Source organism: Streptomyces sp. NPDC107454 (assembly GCF_055582885.1).
On sequence record NZ_JBVJPA010000019.1, the window covers coordinates 177,487 to 202,430 of the forward strand.

19 protein-coding genes are annotated in these 24,944 nt (G+C 71.2%); 11 read left to right on the forward strand and 8 right to left on the reverse strand.

What is annotated here, in order from left to right; all coding sequences use genetic code 11:
- Positions 1-171: 171 nt before the first annotated feature.
- Positions 172-591, reverse strand: coding sequence for a TOBE domain-containing protein (locus tag ACZ69M_RS40260; RefSeq protein ID WP_470057900.1), 420 nt, complete (start codon positions 589-591; stop codon positions 172-174).
- Between the two features lie 133 nt (positions 592-724).
- Entirely contained in the window at positions 725-4,876 is a 4,152-nt protein-coding gene (locus tag ACZ69M_RS40265; protein ID WP_470057901.1) for a molybdopterin-dependent oxidoreductase, read from the reverse strand.
- Positions 4,877-5,069: 193 nt separating this feature from the next.
- Here ACZ69M_RS40265 and ACZ69M_RS40270 point away from each other — a divergent pair, with 193 nt between their 5' ends.
- The 4 genes from ACZ69M_RS40270 to ACZ69M_RS40285 all read left to right on the forward strand — a co-directional run bounded on the left by ACZ69M_RS40270 (position 5,070) and on the right by ACZ69M_RS40285 (position 7,850).
- A complete protein-coding gene (locus tag ACZ69M_RS40270) occupies positions 5,070-5,459 on the forward strand; it encodes a cell division protein SepF (protein WP_403699707.1) in 390 nt (129 codons plus the stop codon).
- 161 nt (positions 5,460-5,620) lie between these two features.
- The gene (locus ACZ69M_RS40275; protein ID WP_470057902.1) at positions 5,621-6,778 is read left to right on the forward strand and encodes an AAA family ATPase; all 1,158 of its coding nucleotides are present in this window, start codon (positions 5,621-5,623) and stop codon (positions 6,776-6,778) included.
- Positions 6,775-7,113, forward strand: coding sequence for a nucleotide pyrophosphohydrolase (locus ACZ69M_RS40280; protein WP_075030563.1), 339 nt, complete (start codon positions 6,775-6,777; stop codon positions 7,111-7,113). Before ACZ69M_RS40275 ends, ACZ69M_RS40280 begins: the two co-directional genes overlap by 4 nt.
- Positions 7,114-7,373: 260 nt before the next feature.
- Positions 7,374-7,850: a DUF6099 family protein gene (locus ACZ69M_RS40285; protein WP_382011838.1), complete on the forward strand. Its 477-nt coding sequence runs from the start codon at positions 7,374-7,376 to the stop codon at positions 7,848-7,850.
- 319 nt (positions 7,851-8,169) lie between these two features.
- On the opposite strand, the gene ACZ69M_RS40290 is transcribed toward ACZ69M_RS40285, so the two are convergent.
- Complete coding sequence (locus ACZ69M_RS40290; RefSeq protein WP_470057904.1) at positions 8,170-9,093, reverse strand: LLM class F420-dependent oxidoreductase; 924 nt, start codon at positions 9,091-9,093, stop codon at positions 8,170-8,172.
- Positions 9,094-9,323: 230 nt separating this feature from the next.
- On the opposite strand from ACZ69M_RS40290, the gene ACZ69M_RS40295 reads away from it, so the two are divergent.
- Complete coding sequence (locus tag ACZ69M_RS40295) at positions 9,324-10,808, forward strand: 3' terminal RNA ribose 2'-O-methyltransferase Hen1 (protein ID WP_470057906.1); 1,485 nt, start codon at positions 9,324-9,326, stop codon at positions 10,806-10,808.
- Positions 10,805-13,360, forward strand: a complete 2,556-nt coding sequence (locus tag ACZ69M_RS40300; protein WP_470057908.1) for a polynucleotide kinase-phosphatase — start codon at positions 10,805-10,807, stop codon at positions 13,358-13,360. Before ACZ69M_RS40295 ends, ACZ69M_RS40300 begins: the two co-directional genes overlap by 4 nt.
- Positions 13,361-13,407: 47 nt before the next feature.
- Here ACZ69M_RS40300 and ACZ69M_RS40305 read toward each other — a convergent pair whose 3' ends face one another.
- Both ACZ69M_RS40305 and ACZ69M_RS40310 read right to left on the reverse strand, forming a co-directional pair.
- Complete coding sequence (locus ACZ69M_RS40305) at positions 13,408-14,301, reverse strand: hypothetical protein (protein ID WP_470057910.1); 894 nt, start codon at positions 14,299-14,301, stop codon at positions 13,408-13,410.
- Positions 14,298-15,347 carry an SPFH domain-containing protein gene (locus ACZ69M_RS40310; RefSeq protein WP_352053410.1) on the reverse strand — a complete coding sequence of 350 codons (1,050 nt, stop codon included), beginning with the start codon at positions 15,345-15,347 and terminating at the stop codon, positions 14,298-14,300. Before ACZ69M_RS40310 ends, ACZ69M_RS40305 begins: the two co-directional genes overlap by 4 nt.
- Before the next feature lie 167 nt (positions 15,348-15,514).
- Here ACZ69M_RS40310 and ACZ69M_RS40315 point away from each other — a divergent pair, with 167 nt between their 5' ends.
- The 3 genes from ACZ69M_RS40315 to ACZ69M_RS40325 all read left to right on the forward strand — a co-directional run bounded on the left by ACZ69M_RS40315 (position 15,515) and on the right by ACZ69M_RS40325 (position 19,466).
- On the forward strand, positions 15,515-16,744 hold the full coding sequence (locus ACZ69M_RS40315; protein WP_352053409.1) for an arginine deiminase: 1,230 nt from the start codon (positions 15,515-15,517) through the stop codon (positions 16,742-16,744).
- Between the two features lie 117 nt (positions 16,745-16,861).
- Positions 16,862-17,896, forward strand: a complete 1,035-nt coding sequence (gene argF / locus ACZ69M_RS40320; RefSeq protein WP_470057912.1) for an ornithine carbamoyltransferase — start codon at positions 16,862-16,864, stop codon at positions 17,894-17,896.
- 112 nt (positions 17,897-18,008) lie between these two features.
- A complete protein-coding gene (locus tag ACZ69M_RS40325; protein ID WP_470057914.1) occupies positions 18,009-19,466 on the forward strand; it encodes an amino acid permease in 1,458 nt (485 codons plus the stop codon).
- On the opposite strand, the gene ACZ69M_RS40330 is transcribed toward ACZ69M_RS40325, so the two are convergent.
- Entirely contained in the window at positions 19,426-19,878 is a 453-nt protein-coding gene (locus tag ACZ69M_RS40330; RefSeq protein WP_060897576.1) for an ATP-binding protein, read from the reverse strand. The genes ACZ69M_RS40325 and ACZ69M_RS40330 overlap by 41 nt on opposite strands.
- A gap of 345 nt (positions 19,879-20,223) precedes the next feature.
- Here ACZ69M_RS40330 and ACZ69M_RS40335 point away from each other — a divergent pair, with 345 nt between their 5' ends.
- Both ACZ69M_RS40335 and ACZ69M_RS40340 read left to right on the forward strand, forming a co-directional pair.
- A complete protein-coding gene (locus tag ACZ69M_RS40335; RefSeq protein ID WP_099920224.1) occupies positions 20,224-21,051 on the forward strand; it encodes an enoyl-CoA hydratase family protein in 828 nt (275 codons plus the stop codon).
- A 26-nt stretch (positions 21,052-21,077) separates the two neighbouring features.
- Positions 21,078-23,345, forward strand: coding sequence for a bifunctional salicylyl-CoA 5-hydroxylase/oxidoreductase (locus tag ACZ69M_RS40340; protein WP_470057917.1), 2,268 nt, complete (start codon positions 21,078-21,080; stop codon positions 23,343-23,345).
- A gap of 19 nt (positions 23,346-23,364) precedes the next feature.
- On the opposite strand, the gene ACZ69M_RS40345 is transcribed toward ACZ69M_RS40340, so the two are convergent.
- Both ACZ69M_RS40345 and ACZ69M_RS40350 read right to left on the reverse strand, forming a co-directional pair.
- Positions 23,365-24,573 (reverse strand): sulfate adenylyltransferase subunit 1, encoded by a 1,209-nt coding sequence (locus ACZ69M_RS40345; protein ID WP_470057918.1) that lies wholly within the window; start codon positions 24,571-24,573, stop codon positions 23,365-23,367.
- A gap of 2 nt (positions 24,574-24,575) precedes the next feature.
- Positions 24,576-24,944, reverse strand: a 369-nt coding sequence (locus ACZ69M_RS40350) for a phosphoadenosine phosphosulfate reductase domain-containing protein (protein WP_470057920.1), incomplete at its 5' end; no start/stop codon positions are given.

Here is a 24,944-nt window from a genome sequence, read left to right on the forward strand (position 1 = left end):
AAGTACACGGGATTGGACGGTAATTCCCGCAGATGAAGGCCGTGATGCCGGACGTGAAGAGTCCGGTATGAGGGTGGTAAGAAGAGTGTTTACGGCCGATGTGGGTGCGTGTCATGCGGGAGCGTCTCATATAAGGGCGTCTCATGCTTTGACGTGACATACGGGGGTGTCTCAGGCGTTGGAGAGGGACACCTCGGTGGATTTGATGAGCGCCACGACCGTCGATCCGGCCGCCAGGCCGAGCTCCGTCAGCGCGTCCTTGGTGATCGCGGAGGTCAGCTCGCCGCCCGGGACCTCGACCTTGACGCGGGCCATGGCCCCGCCCGTGGAGACCTCCGTCACCGTGCCCGGGAACTGGTTGCGGATGCTCACCCCGTCGACCGGCCCGGTGGCCAGGGACACCTCCGTCGACTTGACCAGGGCGCGGACCGTGGAACCCGCGGTGAGACCCAGATCCTCGACCGCCTCCGCGGTGATGGCCGCGGTGAGGTCCTGACCGCCGTCGAGGCGGACCTTGACCGTCGCCATCACCTCGCCCGGTGTGACGGAGGTGACGGTTCCGGGGAGCTGGTTGCGGATGCTCAGGCTCATGCGTGCGCCTCAATGTGCGGTGCGGTGGGGCAGCGAACGACGGATGCCGGTGCGCTGTGAATAGTCGAGTTTCGCCAATTATGTGCAACTCGCGGCTCTCGGTGGGCTCACCACACCCCGTGTCTCCCAGGTCTCAGTACACGTCCCGTACATACCGCTTCTCCGCCGCCAGCTGTTTGACGTAGGCGGTGGCCTCCGTCTCGCCCAGACCGCCGTGCGTGACGGCGATGTCCCGCAGCGCCCGGTCGACGTCCTTGGCCATCCGTGAGGCGTCTCCGCACACATAGAAGCGGGCGCCGTCCTGGAGCCAGTGCCACAGCTCGGGCCCGTGCTCACGCATCCGGTCCTGGACGTAGACCTTGGCGCGCTGGTCGCGCGAGAACGCCGTGTCGAGCCGGGTGAGTGTGCCGTCGTCGAGCAGGCCGGTCAGCTCGTCCTCGTAGTAGAAGTCGGTGGCGCGGTGCTGCTCGCCGAAGAACAGCCAGTTCGGCGCCCGATGGCCGAGCGCCCGGCGCTCCTCGAGGAATCCGACGAACGGCGCGACTCCGGTACCGGGCCCCACCATCACCGTGGGTGTCGTCGCGTCCGCCGGGGGCCTGAAGTGCGGCGACCGCTGCACGTAGACCGGGACCTCCGCCTCCGGCTCGGCATCGGCGAGGAAGGGCGAACAGACCCCGCCCCTCGCCCGGCCGACCGGATTCTCGTACCGCACCACGGAGACGGTCAGCGAGACGAGGTACGGGTCGACGAGCGGACTCGACGAGATCGAGTACAGCCGGGGCTGCAACCGCTTGAACACCGCGGCCCACTCCGCCGCCGACGCGCGCACCGGATGCTCGGCCACGACGTCCACGGCCTGCCGCCCCCACGACCAGCGGGCCAGCTCTCCCTTGTTGTCCGGACGCAGCAGCTTCCTCAACTCGCGCCCGTCACGCGTCCGTTCGCCCACGAAGCGCAGCAGATCCGGGGTGATCCGCGTGATGTCGAAATGCCGAAGCAGGGCCTTGCCGAAGGCGACCTCGCCAACACTCGCCACATCGACGGCCGTTGAGCCGTCGACGCCGACCGTCTCCAGCCATTCGCTGACCAGAACGGGCGAGTTGACGGGCCGTACGCCGAGCGCGTCCCCCGCCTCGTACGGCAGCGGGCTCTCGCTGTCCCGGGTGTCGAAGGTGAACCGGCGTACTTCCTTGCCGGCGCCGGGCAGGCTGAGCAGCCGGTTGCCGGTGAGACGGGCGGTGGCGGCCGGCGCGGGCTTGGAGGACTTGGAGGGCTTGGCGGTCCGTGGCGACTCGGGTGCCCTGGATGTCTCGGATATCTCAATTGCAGTGGATATCTCGGATGTTTCGGGCGTCCTGGACATCTCGGTCCGTCCGCCGAGCGCGGTGAGGATCAGCTCCAGCCAGGCGCCCGCGTTCGGCTCGTAGTCCGGTTCGCAGTCCGTACGGGGAGCCAGGCGTACGGCGCCCAACTCGTCCAGGCGCGCGTCCAGCCGACGCCCGTGCCCGCAGAAGTCGTCGTACGAGGAGTCGCCGAAGGCCAGCACGGCATAGCGCACGCCGTCCAGCCGCGGGGCCTCGTGCCCGGACAAGGTGTCCCACAGGCCGGACCCGTTGTCGGGCGCGTCACCGTCCCCGAAGGTGCTGGTGATGAAGAGCAGATCTGCGCTGCGGGCGAGCGCGCCGACGTCCGCCTCGTCCATGCCGACCAGTCGCGCCCGGTGCCCGGTGGCGGCGAGCCGCTCGGCGGTGGCCGTCGCGAACTCCTCCGCGTTCCCGGTCTGCGAGGCCCACAGCACCACCACCTCACGGCCCGCGGACTCCGGCGCGGGAGCCGCCGGGGGCGCGGAGCGCGAGTACATCCCGGCGAGCACGCCGTTCACCCAGAGGGCGTGCTCGGGGCCGAAGGGGGCGTCCGGGGGGAGGACGGGCACGCCCGGGAGCCCGGAGGGGAGCCCGGCGAGAAAGCCGCTGAGGTACTGCCGCTCGACGGAGGAGAGCACGGGCGGGGGAGCGGGCTCCAGACCGAAGCCTCCGGCCGCCGTCACGACTCCGTCGGACATCATCGGCCCGTCGGACATCATCGGCCCGTCGGGCACCTTCGGCCCGTAGGGCGTCTCCGGTAGCGCCCTTCGGGCGGCAACGCGCGCCAGCGACACCGCGCACACCTTGAACTCCGGCTGGAACGACACCGGATCCACCGCGTCACTGGTCACCGCGTTGATGCTCAGGTACTCCCCGAACAGGTCGTTCCAGTGGAAGGGCGCGAACACGCACCCCACCCGCACCCGGTCCGTCACCACCGCCGGCAACACGGCCCGCCCCCGCCGGGAGGCGACCTCCACCGAGTCCCCCTCCCCGATCCCGAGGGCGGCCGCGTCCTGCGGATGCAGCTCCACGAACGGCCCGGGGTTGAGCCTGTTGAGCTTGGCCACCTTCCCCGTCTTGGTCAGCGTGTGCCACTGGTGCTGCAGACGCCCGGTGTTGAGCACGAACGGAAAGTCGTCGTCGGGCATCTCGGCGGGCGGCAGATGGGGCCGCGCGTAGAAGACGGCCCGTCCGCTCGCGGTGGGAAACGACAACTCACCGTCGCCCGCCGGCTCCACATACCGGATCGGATTCCGCGCGGGCCCGTCCTCCCGCGCGACGGGCCACTGCACGGGTCCGCCCCGCAGCCGCTCGTAGGAGGCACCCCGCAGATCCCACCCGGTCTTCGGGTTCCACGCCTCCTTGATCTCCTCGAAGATCTGCTCGGCACTGTCGTACGAGAACCCCTTCTCGTACCCCATGGCGCGGGCCACGGCCGCGATGATCCGCCAGTCCGCCCGCGCCTCCCCGGGCGGGTCGACGACGGACCGCGCCAGGGTCAGCGTCCGCTCGCTGTTGACCAGGACGCCCTCGGCCTCCGTCCACAGCGCGCCGGGGAGCACGACATCGGCGTACGCGTTGGTCTCGGTCTCGGCGAAGACGTCCTGGGTGACGACGAACTCGGCGGCTTCGAGCCCTTCGATGACGGTCCGGCGGTTGGCGACCGAGGCGACGGGGTTGGTGCAGATGATCCAGCAGGCCTTGATGTCCCCCTCGGCCATCTTCCGGAACATCTCGACGGTGCCCTGCCCCACCCCGTCCTTGCGGATGCTCCCGACCGGCAGCCCCCACAACTCCTCTACGAAGGCACGCTCCTCGTCCACCAGCACCGACCGCTGCCCGGGCAGCCCGGGACCCATGTACCCCATCTCGCGCCCGCCCATGGCGTTGGGCTGACCGGTGAGGGAGAACGGTCCGCTGCCGGGCCGGCAGATGGCGCCCGTGGCGAGATGGAGATTGACGAGCGCGTTGGTGTTCCAGGTGCCGTGCGTGGACTGGTTGAGCCCCATGGTCCAGCAGCTCGTCCACTCCCCGGCCTCACCGATCAGCCGCGCCGCCGCCCGGATGTCGTCCTCCGGGATGCCGGTGATGTCGGCCACGGCCGCGGGCGGATAGTCGGCGAGGAACGCGGGCATCGCCTCCCAGCCCTCGGTGTGCCGGGCGATGAAGTCCGGGTCCGTGCAGCCGCCTTCGTGCAGCAGGTGCAGCAGTCCGTTGAGCAGCGCGAGGTCGGTTCCGGGCCTGATCTGCAGAAACAGATCGGCCTTCGCCGCCGTCGCGGTGCGCCGTGGATCGACGACGATCAGCTTGGCCCCGGCCTTCACACGCTCCATGAGCCGCAGGAAGAGGATCGGATGGCAGTCGGCCATATTGGACCCGATGACGAGGAACACGTCCGCGCGGTCGAGATCGTCGTACGACCCCGGCGGTCCGTCGGCGCCGAGCGACAGCTTGTAGCCGGTGCCCGCGCTCGCCATGCACAGCCGTGAGTTCGACTCGATCTGGTTCGTCCCCACGAAGCCCTTGGCCAGCTTGTTGGCGAGGTACTGCGCTTCGAGGGTCATCTGCCCGGAGACATAGAAGGCGACGGCGTCCGGGCCGTGCTCGTCGATGATCGCGCGCAGGCGCCGGGCGGTCTCGGCGAGGGCCGCGTCGACGGGCAGGGGCCGTGGCTCCTCGCCGCGGTCCTCGCGCACGAGCGCGGTGGTCAGCCGGCCGGGCGCGGCGAGCATGTCGGCCGTGGTCGCGCCCTTGGTGCAGAGCCGTCCGGAGTTGGCGGGGTGCCGCTTGTCCCCGGACGCCTTCAGGACCGTACGCCGCCCGTCCGGCCCCCGGCCGATGTCGAGGACCATGCCGCAGCCCACACCGCAGTACGAGCAGACGGTCCGGACCTGCTCCGGGCGGGGGGTCGTGGTCATGCCGACGACAGTACGAATTGCCCGTTACGCGGATGTCACATGGTCGGATCTTGGAGGGTTACGCCCGCTGCACAACCGGCCGACGGGCGATGTGAGGGTGTCGCGGACCGTGTCGCTGTTGGGCCGAACAGGTGACCATGCGTAAGAATTGGCCGGTGCAGACAATGAGTGCGAGCCAGGACGGGGTGGGCCAGTGAACAGCCACGACGTCACCGACGAGCAGTGGGAAGGGCTCGCCCAGGTCGTTCCGCTTCGGGGCCGGGACGCCTGGCCCTCCGCGGTGCATCACCGGTCGATACCCGAGGCCGTGACCGAGACGCGGCGCCGCTTCGTGGTCCTGCGGGTCAATGTGTTCGCGGACGCCCGCGACGTCGCCGAGACGCTGATGTCGGGCATCCCGGTGCTGCTCGACCTGACCAGCGCGGAGACCGAGGTCGCCAAGCGGGTGCTGGACTTCAGCACGGGGGTGGTCTTCGGTCTGGCGAGCGGCATGCACCGGGTCGACCGCAACGTGTTCCTGCTGACACCGCGCGGGACCGAGGTGCGAGGGCTGATGGAAGGGGCGGGGGTTCCCGGTATCTGATCAAGATCAAGGGAGGGCGGGGGGTTCCTGGGATCTGACCAGGGGCGACCAGGGCCGGGCACCGCGCGCGGGCGCGCGCTGGTCCCTCGATCGTGGGAAGGCCACCAGGCTGTAACGGTTCGCCTGCGGTTCGTCCGTCAGGGGGCCCTTACCGTCCACATATGACCGTGTCATCTCTGGCGGCCCCCGCCCAGGCCGAGGCGCGCCCCGACCGGCCCGGCGCCACCGAACTCAGGCTCGCCTCCTTCGCCGCACACCGGCGCGCCCGGTTCCCGCTCGGCCCCCTCACCCTCTTCACCGGCCCCAGCGGCAGCGGCAAGACCGGTGCCCTGCGGGCGTACGAGGCACTGGCGCGGCTGGGCGGCGGCGCCGCGCTGGGTGAGGTGTTCCCGGACCCGGTTGCCTGTGTGCCCGAGCGGGCCAGGCCCGACGCCCAGCGACGGCGCGGCTTCCGCATCGGCTGCACGGTCGACGGCCCCGAAGGACCCGTACGGCTCGATGTCGCCGTACAGGCCGAGCCCGAACTGCGCATCGTCGGCGAGCGGTTGACCGCGGGCGGCCTGACCCTCCTGGAGACCGCGCTACGGGACCCCGGCCGCCGTGTCGTCCAGGCGGCCTGGCACACGGCGGGCACGTCGGCGGTCACCCGGGGCCCGCTCCCCGACGACCGCCTCGGCACCGCGCTGCTGCCCCTGCGCGTCGCCGGCCGGACGGACGGCGAACGGCGGGTCCTCGCCGCGGCCGAGCAGCTGGTCGTCGCCCTGCGGTCCGTGTACGCCTGCGACCCGAGCCCCCGACGGATGCGCGCCGCCGCCCCGCTCGGCGCGGGGCGGCTGCTCCGGGGCTGCGACAACCTCGCCGAGGTGCTGTGGCGTACCCGGTCGGAGTGCGGCCACCGCTACGCGCACCTGGTCACGGCGGTACGGGCCGGCTGCGCGGGCCCCGTCACGGACGTCCTGGCCGAGCCGCTCGGCGACGGCACGGTCCGCGCGCTCCTCGACCGCGGGGACGGCGTCCGTACGCACCTGGGGCTGCTCGGCGACGGCGAGTTGAGGTATCTGGCGCTGGCCCTGGTGCTGCTCACGGGGCCCGGCGTGCTGGAGGTCGACCCGGCGGGGGAGGTCCCGGCCGCGCTGCAGACGCTGACGGTGCTGGCCGACGGCCTCGACCGGGGGCTGGACGTGCGGCAGGCCGGGGAGCTGGTGCGGCTGGCGGCGCGGATGTGCGAGCGGGGGCACATCCGGCTGGTGGGTGCGGTGGGCGATGCCGTCCGGGTGTGCGAGGTGCCGGGGGTCACGGTGGTAGACCTGACGCCGTGAGTGAAAGTGAACTGGATGTGGCGAAGTTGCAGCGCAGGCTGGCCGAGTTCGCGGCCGCACGGAACTGGCAGCAGTACCACACGCCGAAGAACCTGGTCGCCGCGCTCAGCGTGGAGGCGTCCGAACTGGTCGAGATCTTCCAGTGGCTGACGCCCGAGGAATCGGCGCGGGTCATGGACGACGCCGACACCGCGCACCGCGTCACGGACGAGGTGGCGGACGTGCTGGCGTATCTGCTCCAGCTGTGCGAGGTGCTCGGCATCGACGCGCTGGCGGCGCTCGACGCGAAGATCGACCGGAACGAGCGGAGGTTTCCGGTGGGGGAGGGGGCGTAGGGGAGCCCGGCATTGCGCGGTGCGCGGTGCTGTCGTGGAGGAGCCGCGGTGCTTCGCGGAGGGGCCGGGGTGAGGGCGGCGGGGAAGCGCCAGGTCCGGTTGTCACTCTCCGAAGTCGTTGAGTTGTCCACATTCAACTCTGTGTCCACAGATTTCGGTCTTCCTCTGGCTTTTCGTCTCGCGGGCTCTCACTCTGGGTAGTGGACAGGGGAGTTCGGGTGGACGTGCGACGAGCGCGTCGGGACAGACGGGGGCAGCGCATGGACGCGGTGCGGCTCATCGGGGCGAGCAGACGCGCCCTCGCGGGGAGCGGGGACACGATCGAGGTGGTGGCGGAGGCGTGGCAGGCGCAGGCCCTGGCTCAGGCCATAGGGAGTCGTTTCGCCGTCTCGGGGCCGCCTGAACTGCGGGGCGAGGCGCTTGGACTGACGGAGCTGGCGGGCCGGGGCTGCGGTGTGCTGGACGCGCCGCCCCCCGACATGGCCGACCTGCGCGCCGCTCAGCTCACCGAGTTGGGTGATGCGCGAGAGTCCCTGCTGTGCCTCGGGGGTCTCCTCGGCGAGGTCGGTATCGCCCTCGTCGGTATCGCCTGCGCGGCGGACGATCAGGGGAGGTACTGGCAGTGCATGGAGGCGATCGACGCGGCGGACGAGTCCCGGGACCGGGTCCTGGAGATGCTGAGACGGTTGGCGGCGCGGGATCAGGGGGTGGTGGAGCGGGGGCGGGCGACGGGGTAGACAGGGGATCTTCTCTCGCCCCCGCCGCCCCTACCCGTCCCCTCCTCCCGGGGCTCCGCCCCAGCCCCCGGGGGTGTCGGTCGCCTGCGGGTGGGTGGGGGCTGGTCGCGCAGTTCCCGGCGCCCCTTGAGGAGCGCTGCGCGCATCGTTTCAGACCGGGCGTCCTGCGACATGACGGTCTCCTCGGCCCTCGGCCGGCGCCGGGCGGTCCGGCTCCGCCCGAGCCCGACGATCACCACCGACCCGAGTCACTGCCACCAACCCGCATCGCACGAGGAGTTGACGGATGTCACCGGCCGAGGGCCCGAGGAACGCGATCTCAGCCGAGCTGCGGCATGACCTCCGCGGCGATCAACTCCAGGTGGTCCAGGTCGTCGAGGTCCAGCATCTGCATGTACATCCGCTGCGACCCGGCAGCCTGGTACTGGGCGATCCTCTCGACGACCTCCGCCGGAGAGCCCGCGAGCCCGTTCGCCTTGAGCTCGTCGACGTCCCGCCCGATGGCGTCCGCGCGCCGCTTCACCTCGCTGTCGTTCCTGCCGACACAGGCGACGAGCGCGTTCGAGTACACGAGGTCGTCACCCTTGCGCCCGGCCAGCTCGGCCGCCGCCCGCACCCGCTGGAACTGCTGCTTCGTGTCCGCGAGGGAGGCGAAGGGGATGTTGAACTCGTCGGCGTACCGCGCCGTCAGCTCGGGCGTGCGCTTGGCACCGTGGCCGCCGATCAGGACCGGCACCTTCGGCTGCGCGGGCTTGGGCAGCGCGGGGGAGTCCTTGAGCTGGTAGTACTTCCCCTCGTAGGTGAACCGTTCACCGACGGGCGTCTCCCACAGGCCCGTGACGATGGCGAGTTGTTCCTCCAGCCGCCCGAACTTCTCCTTGGGGAACGGAATTCCGTACGCCTCGTGCTCGGCCTCGTACCAGCCGGAGCCCAGACCGAGTTCCACCCGACCGCCCGACATCTGGTCGACCTGCGCGACCTGGATGGCGAGGACGCCGGGGAGGCGGAAGGTACCGGCCGTCATGAGCGTGCCGAGGCGGATCCGGCTCGTCTCACGGGCGAGACCCGCCAGCGTGATCCAGGCGTCGGTGGGTCCGGGAAGCCCGTCGACGGATCCCATGTGCAGGTAGTGGTCAGAACGGAAGAAAGCTCCGTAGTTGAGGTCTTCGGCGGCCTTGGCGACGCGGAGCAGCGTCTCGTAGGTCGCTCCCTGCTGCGGTTCTGTGAAGACTCGAAGATCCATGCATCCATCATGCACCGGTCACATCAGCCGCCTCAGCTGGAACCGCTGCCACGGAGCTCGGCGGGAAAATTCCAGGGTCTGCCGGCAGCGTTCGCTATACGTTGGAGCAGGCGCGCCGACGACAGGCCGGGAGCAGTGATCCCCCGGTGCGCTCTCCCCCGCTGTGGTTCACCGGCGCTCGGCGCAGGTGAGGTTTGCACAGCTCAGAAAACATTTCGAGGCAGATTCCAGTGTTCCTGACGATCAGTACCACCGGTACCCCAGAGCGCCCCGCCACCGACCTCGGCTTCCTGCTGCACAAGCATCCCGACAACGCGCAGGCGTTCTCGACCTCCTACGGCACGGCGCACGTCCTCTACCCCGAGGCGTCCGTCGAGCGGTGCACGGCCGCACTGTTGCTGGAGGTCGACGCGGTGGCGCTGGTCCGGCGCGGCAAGGGCAAGGGCCGTGGCGGCGCACCCGACGCCGCGCTCGCGCAGTACGTCAACGACCGCCCGTACGCCGCCTCGTCCCTGCTCGCCGTGGCACTGAGCGCGGTGTTCTCCAGCGCGATGAAGGGCCAGTGCGCCGCGAAGCCGGGCCTGCCGGCGCGGCCGCTGCCGCTCCGGATCGAGGTGCCCGCGCTTCCCGCCAGGGGCGGCGCCGACCTCGTACGCAAGCTGTTCGAGCCGCTCGGGTGGACGGTGGCGGTCGGGGCCGTGGCGCTGGACGCGAAGTTTCCCGAATGGGGCGACTCCCGCTACGTACGCATGGAACTGGAGGCGTCGGGTCTGACCGTGGCCGAAGCCCTGCGTCACCTCTACGTCCTGCTTCCGGTGCTCGACGACGCCAAGCACTACTGGGTGTCGTCCGACGAGGTCGACAAGCTGCTGCGGGCGGGTGAGGGCTGGCTGCCGGACCACCCCGAGCAGAAGCTGATCGCCGACCGGTACCTCTCGCGCCGCTGGTCGCTGACGCGGGAGGCGATGGAGCGGCTGGAGCTCGTACGGCTCGCCGAGGCCGACGACACCGAGGTCGAGGAGATCGACAACGCTGTCGACGCGGAGGCGGACACGCAGGAGAAGCCGGTGCCGCTCGCCGTCCAGCGCCGGGACGCGATCCTCGCCGCGCTGCACGCGTCGGGCGCGGCCCGCGTGCTCGACCTCGGCTGCGGGCAGGGGCAGCTGGTGCAGGCTCTGCTCAAGGATGTGCGGTTCACGGAGATCGTCGGTGTCGATGTGTCGATACGCGCGCTCACCATCGCCTCGCGGCGGCTCAAGCTGGACCGGATGGGCGAGCGGCAGGCCGCGCGCGTGCGGCTCTTCCAGGGCTCGCTCGCGTACACCGACAACCGCCTCAAGGGGTACGACGCCGCCGTGCTCAGCGAGGTCGTCGAGCACCTCGACCTGCCCCGGCTGCCCGCCCTGGAGTACGCCGTCTTCGGCTCGGCCCGTCCCCGTACGGTCCTGGTGACGACACCGAACGTGGAGTACAACGTCCGCTGGGAGACCCTCCCGGCCGGTCACTCCCGCCATGGCGACCACCGGTTCGAGTGGACCCGGGAGGAGTTTTGGACCTGGGCCCGCCAGGTGGCCGGGCGGCACGGATACGAGGTGGAGTTCACGCCCGTCGGCCCCGACGACCCGGAGGTCGGTCCGCCGACCCAGATGGCCGTCTTCACCCTCGCCACCGCCACCACCGCCCCGACCACCACGAAGGAGGAGAAGGCCGCATGACCGGCAACGACACCACCCAGGCCCAGGGGCGCACCCTGCCCGTCACCGACCTCTCCCTCGTCGTCCTGATCGGCGCGTCCGGCTCCGGCAAGTCCACCTTCGCCCGCCGGCATTTCAAGCCGACCGAGGTCATCTCCAGCGACTTCTGCCGCGGCCTGGTCGCCGACGACGAGAACGACCAGAGCGCCAGCGGCGACGCCTTCGACGTCCTCCACTACATCGCGGGCAAGCGGCTCGCGGCCGGCCGGCGCACCGTCGTGGACGCCACGAACGTCCAGCAGGAGAGCCGCCGCCAGCTGATCGAACTCGCCAAGAAGCACGACGTGCTGCCCATCGCGATCGTGCTCGACGTGCCGGAGGAGGTGTGCGCCGAACGCAACGCCTCGCGCACCGACCGCGTCGACATGCCGCGCCGCGTCATCCAGCGCCACATTCGTGAACTGCGCCGTTCGCTGCGGCACTTGGAGCGCGAGGGCTTCCGCAAGGTGCACGTCCTGCGGGGCGTGGCGGAGATCGAGAGCGCCGAGGTGCGGACGGAGAAGCGGTTCAACGACCTGACCCACCTCACCGGCCCCTTCGACATCATCGGTGACATCCACGGCTGCGCCTCGGAGCTGGAGACCCTGCTCGGCAAGCTCGGTTACGTCGACGGGGCGCACCCGGAGGGCCGTACGGCCGTCTTCGTCGGCGACCTCGTCGACCGCGGCCCGGACACGCCCGGAGTTCTGCGCCGTGTGATGTCCATGGTCGCGGCCGGCGACGCGCTGTGCGTGCCGGGCAACCACGAGAACAAGCTCGGCCGCCACCTCAAGGGCCGCAAGGTCCAGCACTCCCACGGACTGGCCGAGACCATCGAGCAGCTGGACGGCGAGAGCGAGGAATTCCACGCGCGGGTGCGGGAGTTCGTCGACGGGCTGGTCAGTCACTACGTCCTGGACGGCGGGCGGCTCGTCGTCTGCCACGCCGGACTGCCCGAGAAGTACCACGGCCGTACGTCGGGCCGGGTGCGCTCGCACGCGCTGTACGGCGACACGACCGGGGAGACGGACGAGTTCGGCCTGCCGGTGCGCTATCCGTGGGCGGAGGACTACCGGGGCCGGGCGGCCGTCGTCTACGGTCACACCCCGGTCCCCACGGCCACCTGGCTGAACAACACCATCTGCCTCGACACCGGAGCCGTGTTCGGCGGCAAGCTCACCGCGCTGCGCTGGCCGGAGCGCGAGCTCGTCGACGTACCGGCCGAGCGGGTCTGGTACGAGCCGACGAAGCCGCTGGCCTCCGAGGCTCCCGGCGGACACGAGGGGCGGCCGCTCGACCTCGCCGACGTGCACGGGCGGCGGGTCGTCGAGACGCGGTACGCCGGGCGGGTGTCGGTACGGGAGGAGAACGCGGCGGCGGCCCTCGAGGTCATGAGCCGGTTCGCGGTCGACCCGCGCCTGCTGCCCTACCTCCCGCCGACGATGGCGCCCACGGCGACCTCCCAGGTGGAGGGCTACCTCGAACACCCCGCCGAGGCCTTCGCCCAGTACAAGGAGGACGGCGTCGCCCGCGTCGTGTGCGAGGAGAAGCACATGGGGTCGCGGGCGGTGGCGCTGGTCTGCCGGGACGCGGGGGTGGCTCGGGAGCGGTTCGGCGTCGCGGAGGGGCCCACGGGGGCGCTGTACACCCGTACCGGCCGGCCCTTCTTCCACGACTCCGACGTCACCGAGGAGATCCTCGGGCGACTGCGGGACGCGGTGACGGCGGCCGGGCTGTGGGAGGAACTGCGTACGGACTGGCTGCTGCTCGACGCCGAGCTGATGCCGTGGTCGCTCAAGGCGTCCGGGTTGCTGCGCAGCCAGTACGCGGCGGTCGGCGCCGCGGCAGGGGCGGCGTTCCCGGGGGTGCTGGCCGCGCTCGAAGGGGCCGCTGAGCGTGGGGTCGACGTCCGGGAGCTGCTCGGCACGCAGCGGGAGCGGGCCGCGGACGCGGCGGCGTTCACCGAGGCGTACCGGCGGTACTGCTGGCCGACTCAGGGGCTGGAGGGGGTGCGGCTCGCTCCCTTCCAGATCCTCGGGGTCCAGGGCCGCAGTCTCGCCGCGGTGCCGCACGACGAGCAGCTCGCGCTCATCGACCGGCTGGTCGAGCACGACGGGAGCGGGTTGCTGCAGACGACTCGGCGGTTGTTCGTGGACACCGGGGACGCGGAGTCCGTGCGGGGCGGGGTGGACTGGTGGCTGGAGATGACCGGGCGCGGGGGTGAGGGCATGGTCGTCAAGCCGGTCGGGGCGGTGGTGCGGAGCGGACAGGGGCGTCTTGTCCAGCCCGGCATCAAGTGCCGGGGCCGTGAGTATCTGCGGATCATCTACGGCCCTGAGTACACGCGTCCTGAGAACCTCGCCCGGCTGCGGGGGCGTTTCCTGAACCACAAGCGGTCGCTTGCGCTGCGGGAGTACGCGCTCGGGCTGGAGGCGTTGGACCGGCTGGCGGAGGGGGAGCCGTTGTGGCGGGTGCACGAGGCGGTGTTCGGGGTGCTGGCCCTGGAGTCGGAGCCGGTGGACCCACGTCTGTAGCGGTTCTCGCCCCGCGCCCCTGAAAGCCTGGGGTCGTCCGGTGTTTGTCAGCTCACCAGACGCAGCCTCACCCCCGCCACCCCCACCCGTACCGTCTGCCCCCACACCAGCTCCACCGCGTCGCTCTCCATGCCGTCGCCGAAGGCGATGAGGCGGTCGGACTCGACGGTGAGGGAGAGGCGGGCGGAGGCGGTGAGGGAGCCGGCGACGAGGGACGTGCCGGTGGCCGGTGACGGCCAGGCCTCGCGGACGAACCAGAGAAGGCGTTCCTCCGCGGGCCCGGGCAGTGGCAGCTCACCGCCCCGCTCCTGCCACACCGAGCGGAGCCACCCGCTGGCGCCCGTCCCGGTACCCACCAGGACCCCGGAGGAGGCCTGGGGCTCGACGGCACCCCCGTACTCGTCGAGCCCCAGCCGATAGCGGGCCGTCTGATGGCTCGCGGTTCCGAGATAGATCTCGTTGAGCGCGAGGAGCCGCTGCGTGTCGTCGGCGACCGCCTCGACCATGGTCAGCTCGTCGGCCCGGCCCCCGCGCGCCGCGGCGAGCAGCGCGCCCGCGTCGCGCGGCCGGTGCCGCACGAGCACCCCCGGGTTCCGTCCGGGGTCGGTGTCGATCCCCACCACCGGCTGTCCGGTCAGGTACTTGGCCACGTTCGCCACCAGCCCGTCCTGCCCGACCACGACCACCACGTCCTCCGGGGCGAACAGAAAGCGGTCCAGGTCGCCCCGCTCGACGCGCGCTTGACGCCAGGTCAGCGGCACCGCCGCGACCACCTCCGCCAGTGCCTCCCGCGCCCGCCGGTGCCGCTCGGCCACCTCCTCGATGTCGCGCCCCCGGGAGGAGAGGAAGAACGCCGCCTGTCCGTGCGTCCCGTGCCGGGCCACCAACTCCTCGTACTCCGTGGTGCGATGGACGAGGACGACCCGGGGCGCGAGACTCACTGCTCCGGCCCCCCGGCGGCCCCGTTGCCCAGCCGTGCGAGCAGGCCCGTCAGGACGTCCGGCGACACCGTCACACTGTCGATGCGCGGCAGGTTCTCCGCGAGCCGCGTGCCCGTCAGGGCGTGCAGCGTGGCGACATCCACGTCTCCGTGGACCCGCAGCCAGGCGGCCTGCGCCTCGGCCCGCGCCTCGCCGATCTCCCGCGCGGCCGTGGCCTCGGCCTTGGCGAGCTGTACCACCCGGCTGCCCTCCGCCTCCGCGAGCCGCACGGTGCGCGCCGCCTCCGCCCCGGCCCGCACCGCGTCCGCCGCCGCGTGCTCCTCCGCCTCGCGCCGCGCGTTGGTGCCGCGCTGATCGACCAACTGCTCCTCACGCCGGGCGAGTTCGATCTGGCTGGCGAGCTCGTTCTCGGCGATCGCCCGCTCCCGCTCGACGGCGACGGCCCGGCGTTCGTACGTCGCCTTGTCCGCCTCCTGCTGGATCTGCTCGCGGGCGGGAGTGCGCAGTGCCCGCTCCACCTCGGGTTCCGGGCGCAGCGCGACGACCCGTACGGCCACCACCTCGATCCCCGTCGCCGGCAGCCGGGGTTCGGCGGCGAGCCCGCCCGCGATCCGCTCCCGTACCGATGCGACGCCGTCCACCAGGGCCGCTGCCAGCGTCGTACGGGCCAGTACGTCCAGCGCGTGCTGCTGGGCCGTCTCGGTCAGCAGCGAGCCCAGCTGTTCGAGGGGCGCCCCGCGCCAGACCCCGGTGTCGGGGTCGATGGAGAAGTCGAGCCGCGCGGCCGCGACCCCGGGATCGACGATCCGGTAGGTGACGGTCGCCTGCACCGCGACGTCCTGGAAGTCGGACGTGCGGGCGTGGAAGGTCATCGCCAACTCGCGGTCGTCGACCGGGACTTCGGAGAGCGTGGCGGTCAGGGAGCGGTACCAGAAGCTGAGTCCGGGCCCGTCGTGCGCCAGTCGGCCCGACCGGTGGTGCCGGACATGGGCGGTGGGCGCCCCGCGCAGATGGCGCCAGCCGAGACGCCGGGTGATGTCGGCCATGGGTACCCCCTCGCCGCCGGGCGATCCCGGCGACCCACTGTGATGCGCTTTTGTCGTCGCAATGACGATAACGAAGGGGCGCCCTTATCGTCAAGGGGACGAAATCAACTCGCCCGTCTCCCGTCGATCCACGGGTGAACAGGCGTCCGGATGGTCAGGATGGAGGCATGGGATTCCACGTCGACTCCGAGGCCGGGCGGCTGCGCCGCGTCATCCTGCACAGACCCGACCTCGAGCTCAAGAGGCTCACCCCCAGCAACAAGGACGCCCTGCTCTTCGACGACGTGCTGTGGGTGCGCCGGGCCCGGGCGGAGCACGACGGGTTCGCGGACGTGTTGCGCGACCGCGGGGTCACCGTCCATCTCTTCGGCGACCTGCTCACCGAGGCCCTGGAGATCCCGGTGGCCAGATCGCTCGTCCTGGACCGGGTCTTCGACGAGAAGGAGTACGGGCCGCTGGCCACCGACCACCTCCGGGCGGCCTTCGAGACCCTGCCCGCCCCGGAACTGGCGGCCGCGCTGGTCGGCGGGATGACCAAACGGGAGTTCCTGGACGCGCACCCGGAGCCGACCTCCGTGCGCTTCCATGCCATGGACCTCGACGACTTCCTCCTCGGCCCGCTCCCCAATCACCTCTTCACCCGGGACACCTCCGCCTGGATCTACGACGGGGTCTCCATCAACGCCATGCGCTGGCCCGCGCGGCAACGGGAGACCGTGCACTTCGAGGCGATCTACCGGCACCATCCGCTCTTCCGCGACGAGCACTTCAACCTCTGGTCGGAGGGGCAGGCGGACTACCCGTCCACCATCGAGGGCGGTGACGTGCTCGTCATCGGCAACGGTGCGGTGCTCATCGGCATGAGCGAGCGGACGACGCCGCAGGCCGTCGAGATGCTCGCGCACAAGCTGTTCGCCGCCGGGTCGGCCCGTACGATCGTGGCGCTCGACATGCCCAAGCGGCGGGCCCTCATGCACCTCGACACCGTGATGACGATGGTCGACGGCGACACCTTCACTCAGTACGCGGGGCTCGGCATGCTCCGCTCGTACACCATCGAACCGGGCTCGGGGGACAAGGAGCTGAAGGTCACCGACCATCCGCCGGAGCACATGCACCGTGCGATCGCGGCGGCACTGGGGCTGAGTGAGATCCGGGTGCTGACCGCGACACAGGATGTGCATGCGGCGGAACGGGAGCAGTGGGACGACGGGTGCAATGTCCTCGCGGTGGAGCCCGGGGTCGTCGTCGCCTATGAGCGGAACGTGACCACCAATACGCACCTGCGGAAGCAGGGTATTGAGGTGATCGAGATTCCGGGGAGCGAGCTGGGGAGGGGGCGGGGCGGGCCTCGGTGTATGAGCTGTCCCGTGGAGAGGGACGGGGTGGGGGTCTGATGGGGGCGTGGCCGGTCGCGAGGTCGCCCGGGACGTACCGTATAGAAATGTGGGCGATCGTATAGACTTCCAATCGTTCCCTTGTTCGCCCCGTCCCCGTACCTCTGGAGCGCCCCCATGGCGACAGTCCCGACCGCCCTCGCCGGACGCCACTTCCTCAAGGAGCTGGACTTCACCGAGGAGGAGATCCGCGGTCTGATCGAGCTGGCCGCCGAGCTCAAGGCGGCCAAGAAGGCCGGGGCCGAGACGCAGTACCTGCGGGGCAGGAACATCGCGCTGATCTTCGAGAAGACCTCGACCCGTACGCGCTGCGCGTTCGAGGTCGCCGCCGCGGACCAGGGCGCGTCGACGACGTATCTGGACCCGTCCGGTTCGCAGATAGGCCACAAGGAGTCCGTGAAGGACACCGCGCGTGTCCTCGGCCGGATGTTCGACGCGATCGAGTACCGGGGCGACAGCCAGGCCTCCGTCGAGGAGCTGGCCGCGTACGCCGGAGTGCCCGTCTACAACGGTCTGACCGACGACTGGCACCCCACCCAGATGCTCGCCGACGTGCTCACCATGACCGAGCACTGCGACAAGCCGCTCGGCGAGATCGCCTTCGCCTACCTGGGTGACGCCCGTTTCAACATGGGCAATTCCTATCTGGTCACCGGGGCGCTCCTCGGCATGGACGTCCGGATCGTCGCCCCGGAGGCCTACTGGCCCGCCGCGGAGATCGTCGCCGAGGCCCGCAAGCTCGCCGAGAGCAGCGGCGGGCGCGTCACCCTCACCGAGCACCTCGGTGAGGGCGTCCACGGCGCCGACTTCGTCGCCACCGACGTCTGGGTCTCGATGGGCGAGCCCAAGGAGGTGTGGGACGAGCGCATCGCCGCGCTGTCCCCGTACGCCGTGACCATGGACGTGCTGCGCGCCACCGGCAACCCGGACGTGAAGTTCCTGCACTGCCTGCCGGCCTTCCACGACCTGGGCACCAAGGTCGGCCGCGAGATCCACGAGACCCACGGCCTCGACTCGCTGGAGGTCACCGACGAGGTGTTCGAGTCGGCGCACTCGGTCGTCTTCGACGAGGCCGAGAACCGGCTGCACACCATCAAGGCGATCATGGTCGCCACCCTCGGCCGACCGGGAATCCCCGAGGTCCTGGCCTGACGGCCGTCCCCGCAGGCCTTATCCTGACCGGCGGTCCGGAGCCACCCCTTCCGCGACCGCCGTGCGACCGACCCCGTCGCACCCCGCACCACCGGAAATGAGCACCACCCGCATGTCCGCTCCACGCATCAAGTCCCCCCAGCTGCTGATGGCCGAATCAGGCGCCGACCGCGAAGGTCATGGCCTCAAGCGGACCATGGGTCTCTTCCAGCTCATCTGCTTCGGCGTCGGCGCGATCGTCGGCACCGGGATCTTCGTCGGACTCTCCGACTCGGTCGCACAGGCCGGACCCGCCGTGGTCGTGTCGTTCATCCTCGCGGCGATCACCTGCGTCTTCACCGCGTTCTCCTTCGCCGAGCTCGGCGGCGCGATCCCGGTCTCCGGATCCTCGTACTCCTTCGCCTACGCGGGACTGGGTGAGGGCACGGCCTTCCTCGTCGGCTGGTGCCTGCTCCTGGAGTACGGCGTCTCCGTGTCGGCCGTGGCGGTCGGCTGGAGCCAGTACGTCAACGAGCTGCTGCACAGCCTCCTGGGCGTGCAGCTGCCCGCCGCTCTCTCGGCCGGCCCGTCCGACGGCGGGATCGTCAACCTCCCCGCGGTCATCGTGATCGCGCTGGCCTCGGTCCTGCTGATCCGCGGGGTGCGCGAGAGCGCCCGGGCGACCGCGGCCATGGCCGTGCTGAAGCTCGTGGTGCTCGTCGCCTTCTGCGCGATCGGGTTCAGCGCCTTCAAGGACGGCAACCTCACGCCGTTCTCCCCGGCCGGGCTGGGCGGTATCGGCGCGGGCACCACGGCGGCCTTCTTCTCGTACATCGGCTTCGACGCGATCACCACGGCAGGCGAGGAGGCCAAGGACCCCCGCCGCAACATCCCGATCGCCATCCTGGTCTGCATCGGTCTGGTCACCCTGCTGTACTGCGCGGTGGCCCTCGCGGCGATCGGAGCCGTCGGCGGCGACGCGGTCGCCGGGCGGCCCGCCGCGCTGTCGTACGTCGTCAACGTGGTCACCGGCTCCACGGTCGGCGCCGGGGTCGTCGCGTTCGGAGCGGTCGTCGCCATCGCCTCGGTCGTGCTCGCGGTGATGTACGGTCAGACCCGCATCCTCATGTCCATGTCCCGCGACGGGCTCGTGCCGCGGGTCTTCGAGAGGATCTCGCCGAAGACCTCGACACCGGTCGCGGGAACCCTGATCGTCGCCGTCGTTTTCGCCGTCCCGGCGGCCTTCGCCCCGCTCGACGCCGTCGTCAACCTGACGACGATCGGCACGCTCGCCACCATGGCCGCCGTCAACGTCGCGGTGATCGCGCTGCGGCGCCGGCAACCGGGTCTCGCCAGGACGTTCCGGGTGCCGCTCTACCCCGTGGTGCCCCTGCTCGGCATCGGCTTCTGTCTGTACCTGATGTACGAGACGGGCTGGACGACCTGGATCCAGTTCGCGTGCTTCCTGGCGGCCGGCTTCCTCGTGTACGTGCTCTACGGGCGCCGCAACTCCCGGCTGGCCGCGGCTGGAGCCGCTCCCGGCGCCGAGGTCACGCCGGACGCCGCTGAGCGGGCACCACAGGCAGTCTGAACCAGACCGCCTTGCCGGAGCCGGTGGGGCGGTGGCCGCAGGAGGAGCTGAGGGTGCGGATCAGGAGGAGGCCGCGCCCGTGCTCCTGCCAGGGGTCGGGCTCACCGGGCGGCTCCGGGACCGTGAGGTTGCCGGGCGGCTCCGGGTCCGGGTCGTGCACCTCGACCTGACAGCCGGTCGGCATCAGCTCCACGACCAGCTCTATGGGACCGTCCCCCGCGGTGTGCTCCACGGCGTTGGCGACCAGCTCCGCGGTGAGCAGTTCCGCGGTGTCGCTGTCGGCCGCGTGCTTCAGCTCGGCCAGCGCGGTGCGGACCAGGGCGCGGGCGACCGGCACGGCCGCGGCGGTGTGCGGCAGCGCGATGCGCCAGGAGGCGGGGGCGGGGGTGTCGTGCAAGGTGGGTCCGTTCATGGAGCAGGTTGTCCTGCTTTCAACGTGAGGAATGGTACGGCGCGGCCGGACGGAGACGTCAGGCGGGCGCTTTCCAGGACATTCGGTGGGCGCCCTCCCAGGACGTTCGGCTCGGCATGAGGCCCCGTACCCAGCTCAACGCCCCCTCTCCCGCGCGGTGCTCCCGCCGTTACGGGGCTATCGAGAACCCGTGACGCGGTGACGGGAAACGGTCACTTCCCGACCACGTTATTGCGTGGTCGTGACGACAGTCACAGACTGGTGATAACTTCGTGGAGTAACGACGCCCGCTGTCCGGCGCCCTGTGGCGCGGACCGCCGCCCCCGTCCGAGGAGGCCGCCCGTCATGAGTCCCTTCACCGGCTCCGCCGCCCGCACCTCCGACTGGCAGCACCTGAGGTGCGAGGTCGCCGACGGGGTCGCCACGGTCACCCTGGCCCGCCCCGAGAAACTCAACGCCCTCACCTTCGGCGCCTACGCCGACCTGCGCGATCTGCTCGCCGAGCTCTCCCGTGAGCGGTCGGTACGGGCGCTGGTGCTGGCGGGGGAGGGGCGCGGCTTCTGCTCCGGCGGTGACGTCGACGAGATCATCGGCGCGACCCTGTCCATGGACACCGCCCAGCTCCTCGACTTCAACCGGATGACCGGGCAGGTCGTGCGGGCCGTACGGGAGTGCCCGTTCCCGGTGATCGCGGCGGTGCACGGGGTCGCGGCGGGCGCCGGAGCCGTCCTCGCCCTGGCCGCCGACTTCCGGGTGGCCGACCCGAGCGCCCGGTTCGCCTTCCTCTTCACCCGCGTCGGACTGTCCGGCGGCGACATGGGCGCCGCCTATCTGCTGCCCCGGGTCGTCGGGCTCGGTCACGCGACCCGGCTGCTGATGCTCGGCGAACCGGTGCGCGCGCCCGAGGCCGAGCGGATCGGCCTGATCAGCGAGCTGGCGGACGAGGGCGGCGCGGATGAGGCCGCGCAGCGGCTGGCCCGCCGCCTGGCCGAGGGCCCGGCTCTCGCGTACGCCCAGACCAAGGCCCTGCTCACCGCCGAACTGGACATGCCCCTCGCCGCCTCCGTCGAGCTCGACGCCTCGACCCAGGCCCTCCTGATGACCGGCGAGGACTACGCCGAGTTCCATGCGGCGTTCACGGAGAAGCGCGCGCCGAAGTGGCGGGGGCGATAGCCGTGGTGACGCGGACGAGTGCGTCTGTGCGTGTCGCCGTCATCGGCGGCGGCCCCGGCGGGCTGTACGCCGCCGCGCTGCTCAAGCGCCTCGGCCCAGGCCGCGAGGTCACCGTCTGGGAGCGCAACGCCCCCGACGACACCTTCGGCTTCGGTGTCGTGCTCTCCGACGAGACGCTCGGCGGGATCGAGCACGCCGACCCGGTCGTGTACGCGGCGCTCCAGGACGAGTTCGTGCGCTGGGACGACATCGACATCGTGCACCGGGGCGTGCGCAGCACCTCCGGAGGCCACGGCTTCGCGGCGCTCGGCCGGCGCCGGCTCCTGGAGATCCTGCACGAGCGCTGCCGCTCGCTCGGCGTCGAGCTGCGCTTCCGGGCCGAGGCCCCGCCGGTCGCCGAGCTGATGACGGCGTACGACCTGGTCATCGCCGCCGACGGGGTGCACAGTGCGACCCGGGCGGCGTACGCGGAGGTGTTCGGACCGTCGGTCGAGGAGCACCGGTGCCGTTACATCTGGCTCGCCGCCGACTTCGCCTTCGACTCCTTCCGCTTCGAGATCGCGGAGACCGAGCACGGCGTGATGCAGCTGCACGGCTACCCCTACGCGGCCGGCGCCTCCACCGTCATCGTCGAGATGCGCGAGGAGGTGTGGCGGGCGGCCGGTTTCGCGGACCTCGACGAACAGGAGTCCGTCGAGCTCTGCGGCAAGATCTTCACGGACGCGCTCGGCGGGCGGCAGCTGCGGTCCAACAAATCGACGTGGACCACCTTCCGTACGGTGGTCAACGACCGCTGGTCCCACGGCAATCTGGTCCTCCTCGGGGACGCCGCGCACACCGCGCACTTCTCCATCGGCTCCGGCACCAAGCTCGCCGTCGAGGACGCGCTCGCGCTGGCCGCCTGCCTGGAGGAGCGGCCCAGCCTCGACGAGGCACTCGCCGCGTACGAGGAGGAGCGGCGCCCTGTCGTCGCGTCCACCCAGCGGGCGGCGCGGGCCAGCCTGGAGTGGTTCGAGAACCTGGGGCTGTATCTCCATCAGCCCGCACGGCAGTTCGCCTTCAACCTCCTCACGCGCAGCCGCCGTGTCACACATGACAACCTGCGGCTGCGGGACGCGCACTTCACGGCGGCGGTCGAGCGCGAGTTCGGCTGCCCGCCCGGCACACCGCCGATGTTCACCCCGTTCCGGCTGCGCGGTCTGACCCTGCGCAACCGGGTCGTGGTCTCACCGATGGACATGTACTCGGCCGTGGACGGCGTCCCCGGCGACTTCCACCTCGTCCACCTGGGCGCACGGGCGCTCGGCGGCGCGGGCCTGGTGATGACCGAGATGGTGTGCGTGAGCGCCGAGGGCCGCATCACCCCCGGTTGCGCGGGCCTCTACTCACCCCGGCAGGCCGAGTCCTGGGGGCGGATCATCCGCTTCGTGCACGCCCAGTCACCCGGCACCGCGATCGGCGTCCAGCTCGGACACTCCGGCCGCAAGGGCTCCACGAAGCTGATGTGGGAGGGCATGGACGAGCCCCTGGAGGAGGACAACTGGCCCCTCGTGGCCGCCTCCCCGATCCCGTACGGACCGCGCAGCCAGACCCCCCGGCAGCTGACCCGTGCCCAACTCACCGACATCCGCGAGCAGTTCGCGGCAGCCGCCTGGCGTGCCGCCCGCTGCGGCTTCGACCTCCTCGAACTGCACTGCGCCCACGGCTACCTGCTGTCCGGCTTCCTCTCACCGCTCACCAACCGGCGCACCGACGCCTACGGCGGCTCGCTGGAACGCAGACTGCGCTTCCCGCTGGAGGTCTTCGACGCCATACGGGCCGTGTGGCCGGAGGAGCGGCCGATGACCGTCCGCATCTCCGCCACCGACTGGGCCGAGGGCGGCAACACCGGGGACGAGGGCGTGGCGATCGCCCGGGCCTTCGCGGCGCACGGAGCCGACGCGGTCGACGTGTCGACGGGGCAGGTGGTCGCCGACGAAGAGCCCGAGTACGGCCGCTCGTACCAGACCCCGTTCGCCGACCGGATCCGCCACGAGACCGGCCTCCCCGTGATCGCCGTCGGCGCGATCTCCTCCTGGGACGACGTCAACTCCCTGATCCTGGCCGGGCGTACGGACCTGTGCGCACTCGCCCGGCCGCATCTCTACGACCCGCACTGGACGCTGCACGCGGCGGCCGAGCAGGGGTACGAGGGTCCGGGCGTCGCCTGGCCCAAGCCCTACCGCGCGGGCAGCCGCCGCCCGCAGACCGGACGCATCGACGCCCCCAAGCCCCGGCTCTCGCTGGGGACTTGAGGGCGCTGAAAGAGCGGACCTAACGGGAGAGGTCGGCCATGCCCGCCGTCAGTGTCGAGCCGTCCGCCGGGTCGACGAGGAGGAACGCGCCGGTGCGGCGTACGTCCGCGTAGTCGTCGAGCGCGAGCGGCTCGGCGGTGCGCAGGGTGATGCGCCCGAGGTCGTTCGTGGTCAGCTCGCCCGCCCCGCCCAGGTCCTTGACGATCGCCTTCACGGTCCGCGTGGTGTGCTTGACCAGCACCCGGTCGCCGACCCTGAGCGCCCGGTCGGCCAGATGACAGACGGCCGCCCGGACGTCCTGCGTGAGCGCGGGCGCGTCCGGCCCGGCGGTGATCATGTCGCCGCGTGAGACATCGCGCTGGTCGGCCAGGCGCAGGGTCAGCGACTGCGGCGCGTACGCGAGGCCGGCGTCCTTGCCGAGCACGTCGATGCCGGCGATCTCGGAGGTCTCTCCGGAGGGATGGACGGTGACCCGGTCCCCGACCCGCAGCGTTCCGGACACCAACTGCCCCGCGTAGTGGCGGACCTCGCCGTGCCGGATCACGTACTGGACCGGGAAGCGCACCGGAGCGGACATGGGCTCGGAACCCACCGGCACGGTCTCCAGGAACTCCAGGAGCGCCGGACCCTCGTACCAGTCCATGCGCGCCGAACGCTCCACCACGTTGTCCCCGCACAGCGCCGAGACCGGGATCGGAGTGAAGCCGGGCAGGTCCAGCTCGGCTGCGTGGCCCGCGAAGTCCTCGACGATCCGCTCGAAGTCCTTCTGCTCGTAGCCGACGAGGTCCATCTTGTTGACGGCGAGGACCACGTGCTGGACGCGCAGCAGTGCGGCGACGGCGGCGTGCCGGTGGGTCTGCTCGACCACCCCGTGCCGCGCGTCGACCAGGATGATCGCCAGTTCGGCCGTGGAGGCGCCGGTGACCATGTTCCGGGTGTACTGCACGTGCCCGGGGGTGTCGGCGAGGATGAACCGGCGGCGTGCCGTGGCGAAGTAGCGGTAGGCGACGTCGATGGTGATGCCCTGTTCGCGTTCGGCGCGCAGGCCGTCGGTGAGGAGGGCGAGGTCGGGGGCGTCCTGGCCGCGGCTCGCCGAGACGCGCTCGACGGCCTCCAGCTGGTCCGTCAGGACCGACTTGGAGTCGTGCAGCAGTCGTCCGACCAGGGTGGACTTGCCGTCGTCGACGGAGCCGGCGGTCGCGAACCGCAGTGTGTCGATGGTCGGCATGTCTAGAAGTACCCCTCGCGCTTGCGGTCTTCCATCGCGGCCTCGGACATCTTGTCGTCGGCGCGGGTGGCGCCCCGCTCGGTGAGCCGGGAGGCGGCGATCTCTGCGATCACGGCGTCCAGCGTGGTCGCGTCGGAGTCGACGGCGCCGGTGCAGGACATGTCGCCGACGGTCCGGTAGCGGACGAGCCGCTTCTCCACGACCTCGTTCGCGCGCGGCCCGCCCCACTCACCGGCGGTCAGCCACATCCCGCCGCGCCGGAACACCTCACGGCGATGCGCGAAGTAGATGTCGGGGAGTTCGATGCCTTCGCGGGCGATGTACTGCCAGACGTCGAGTTCGGTCCAGTTGGAGAGGGGGAAGACGCGGAC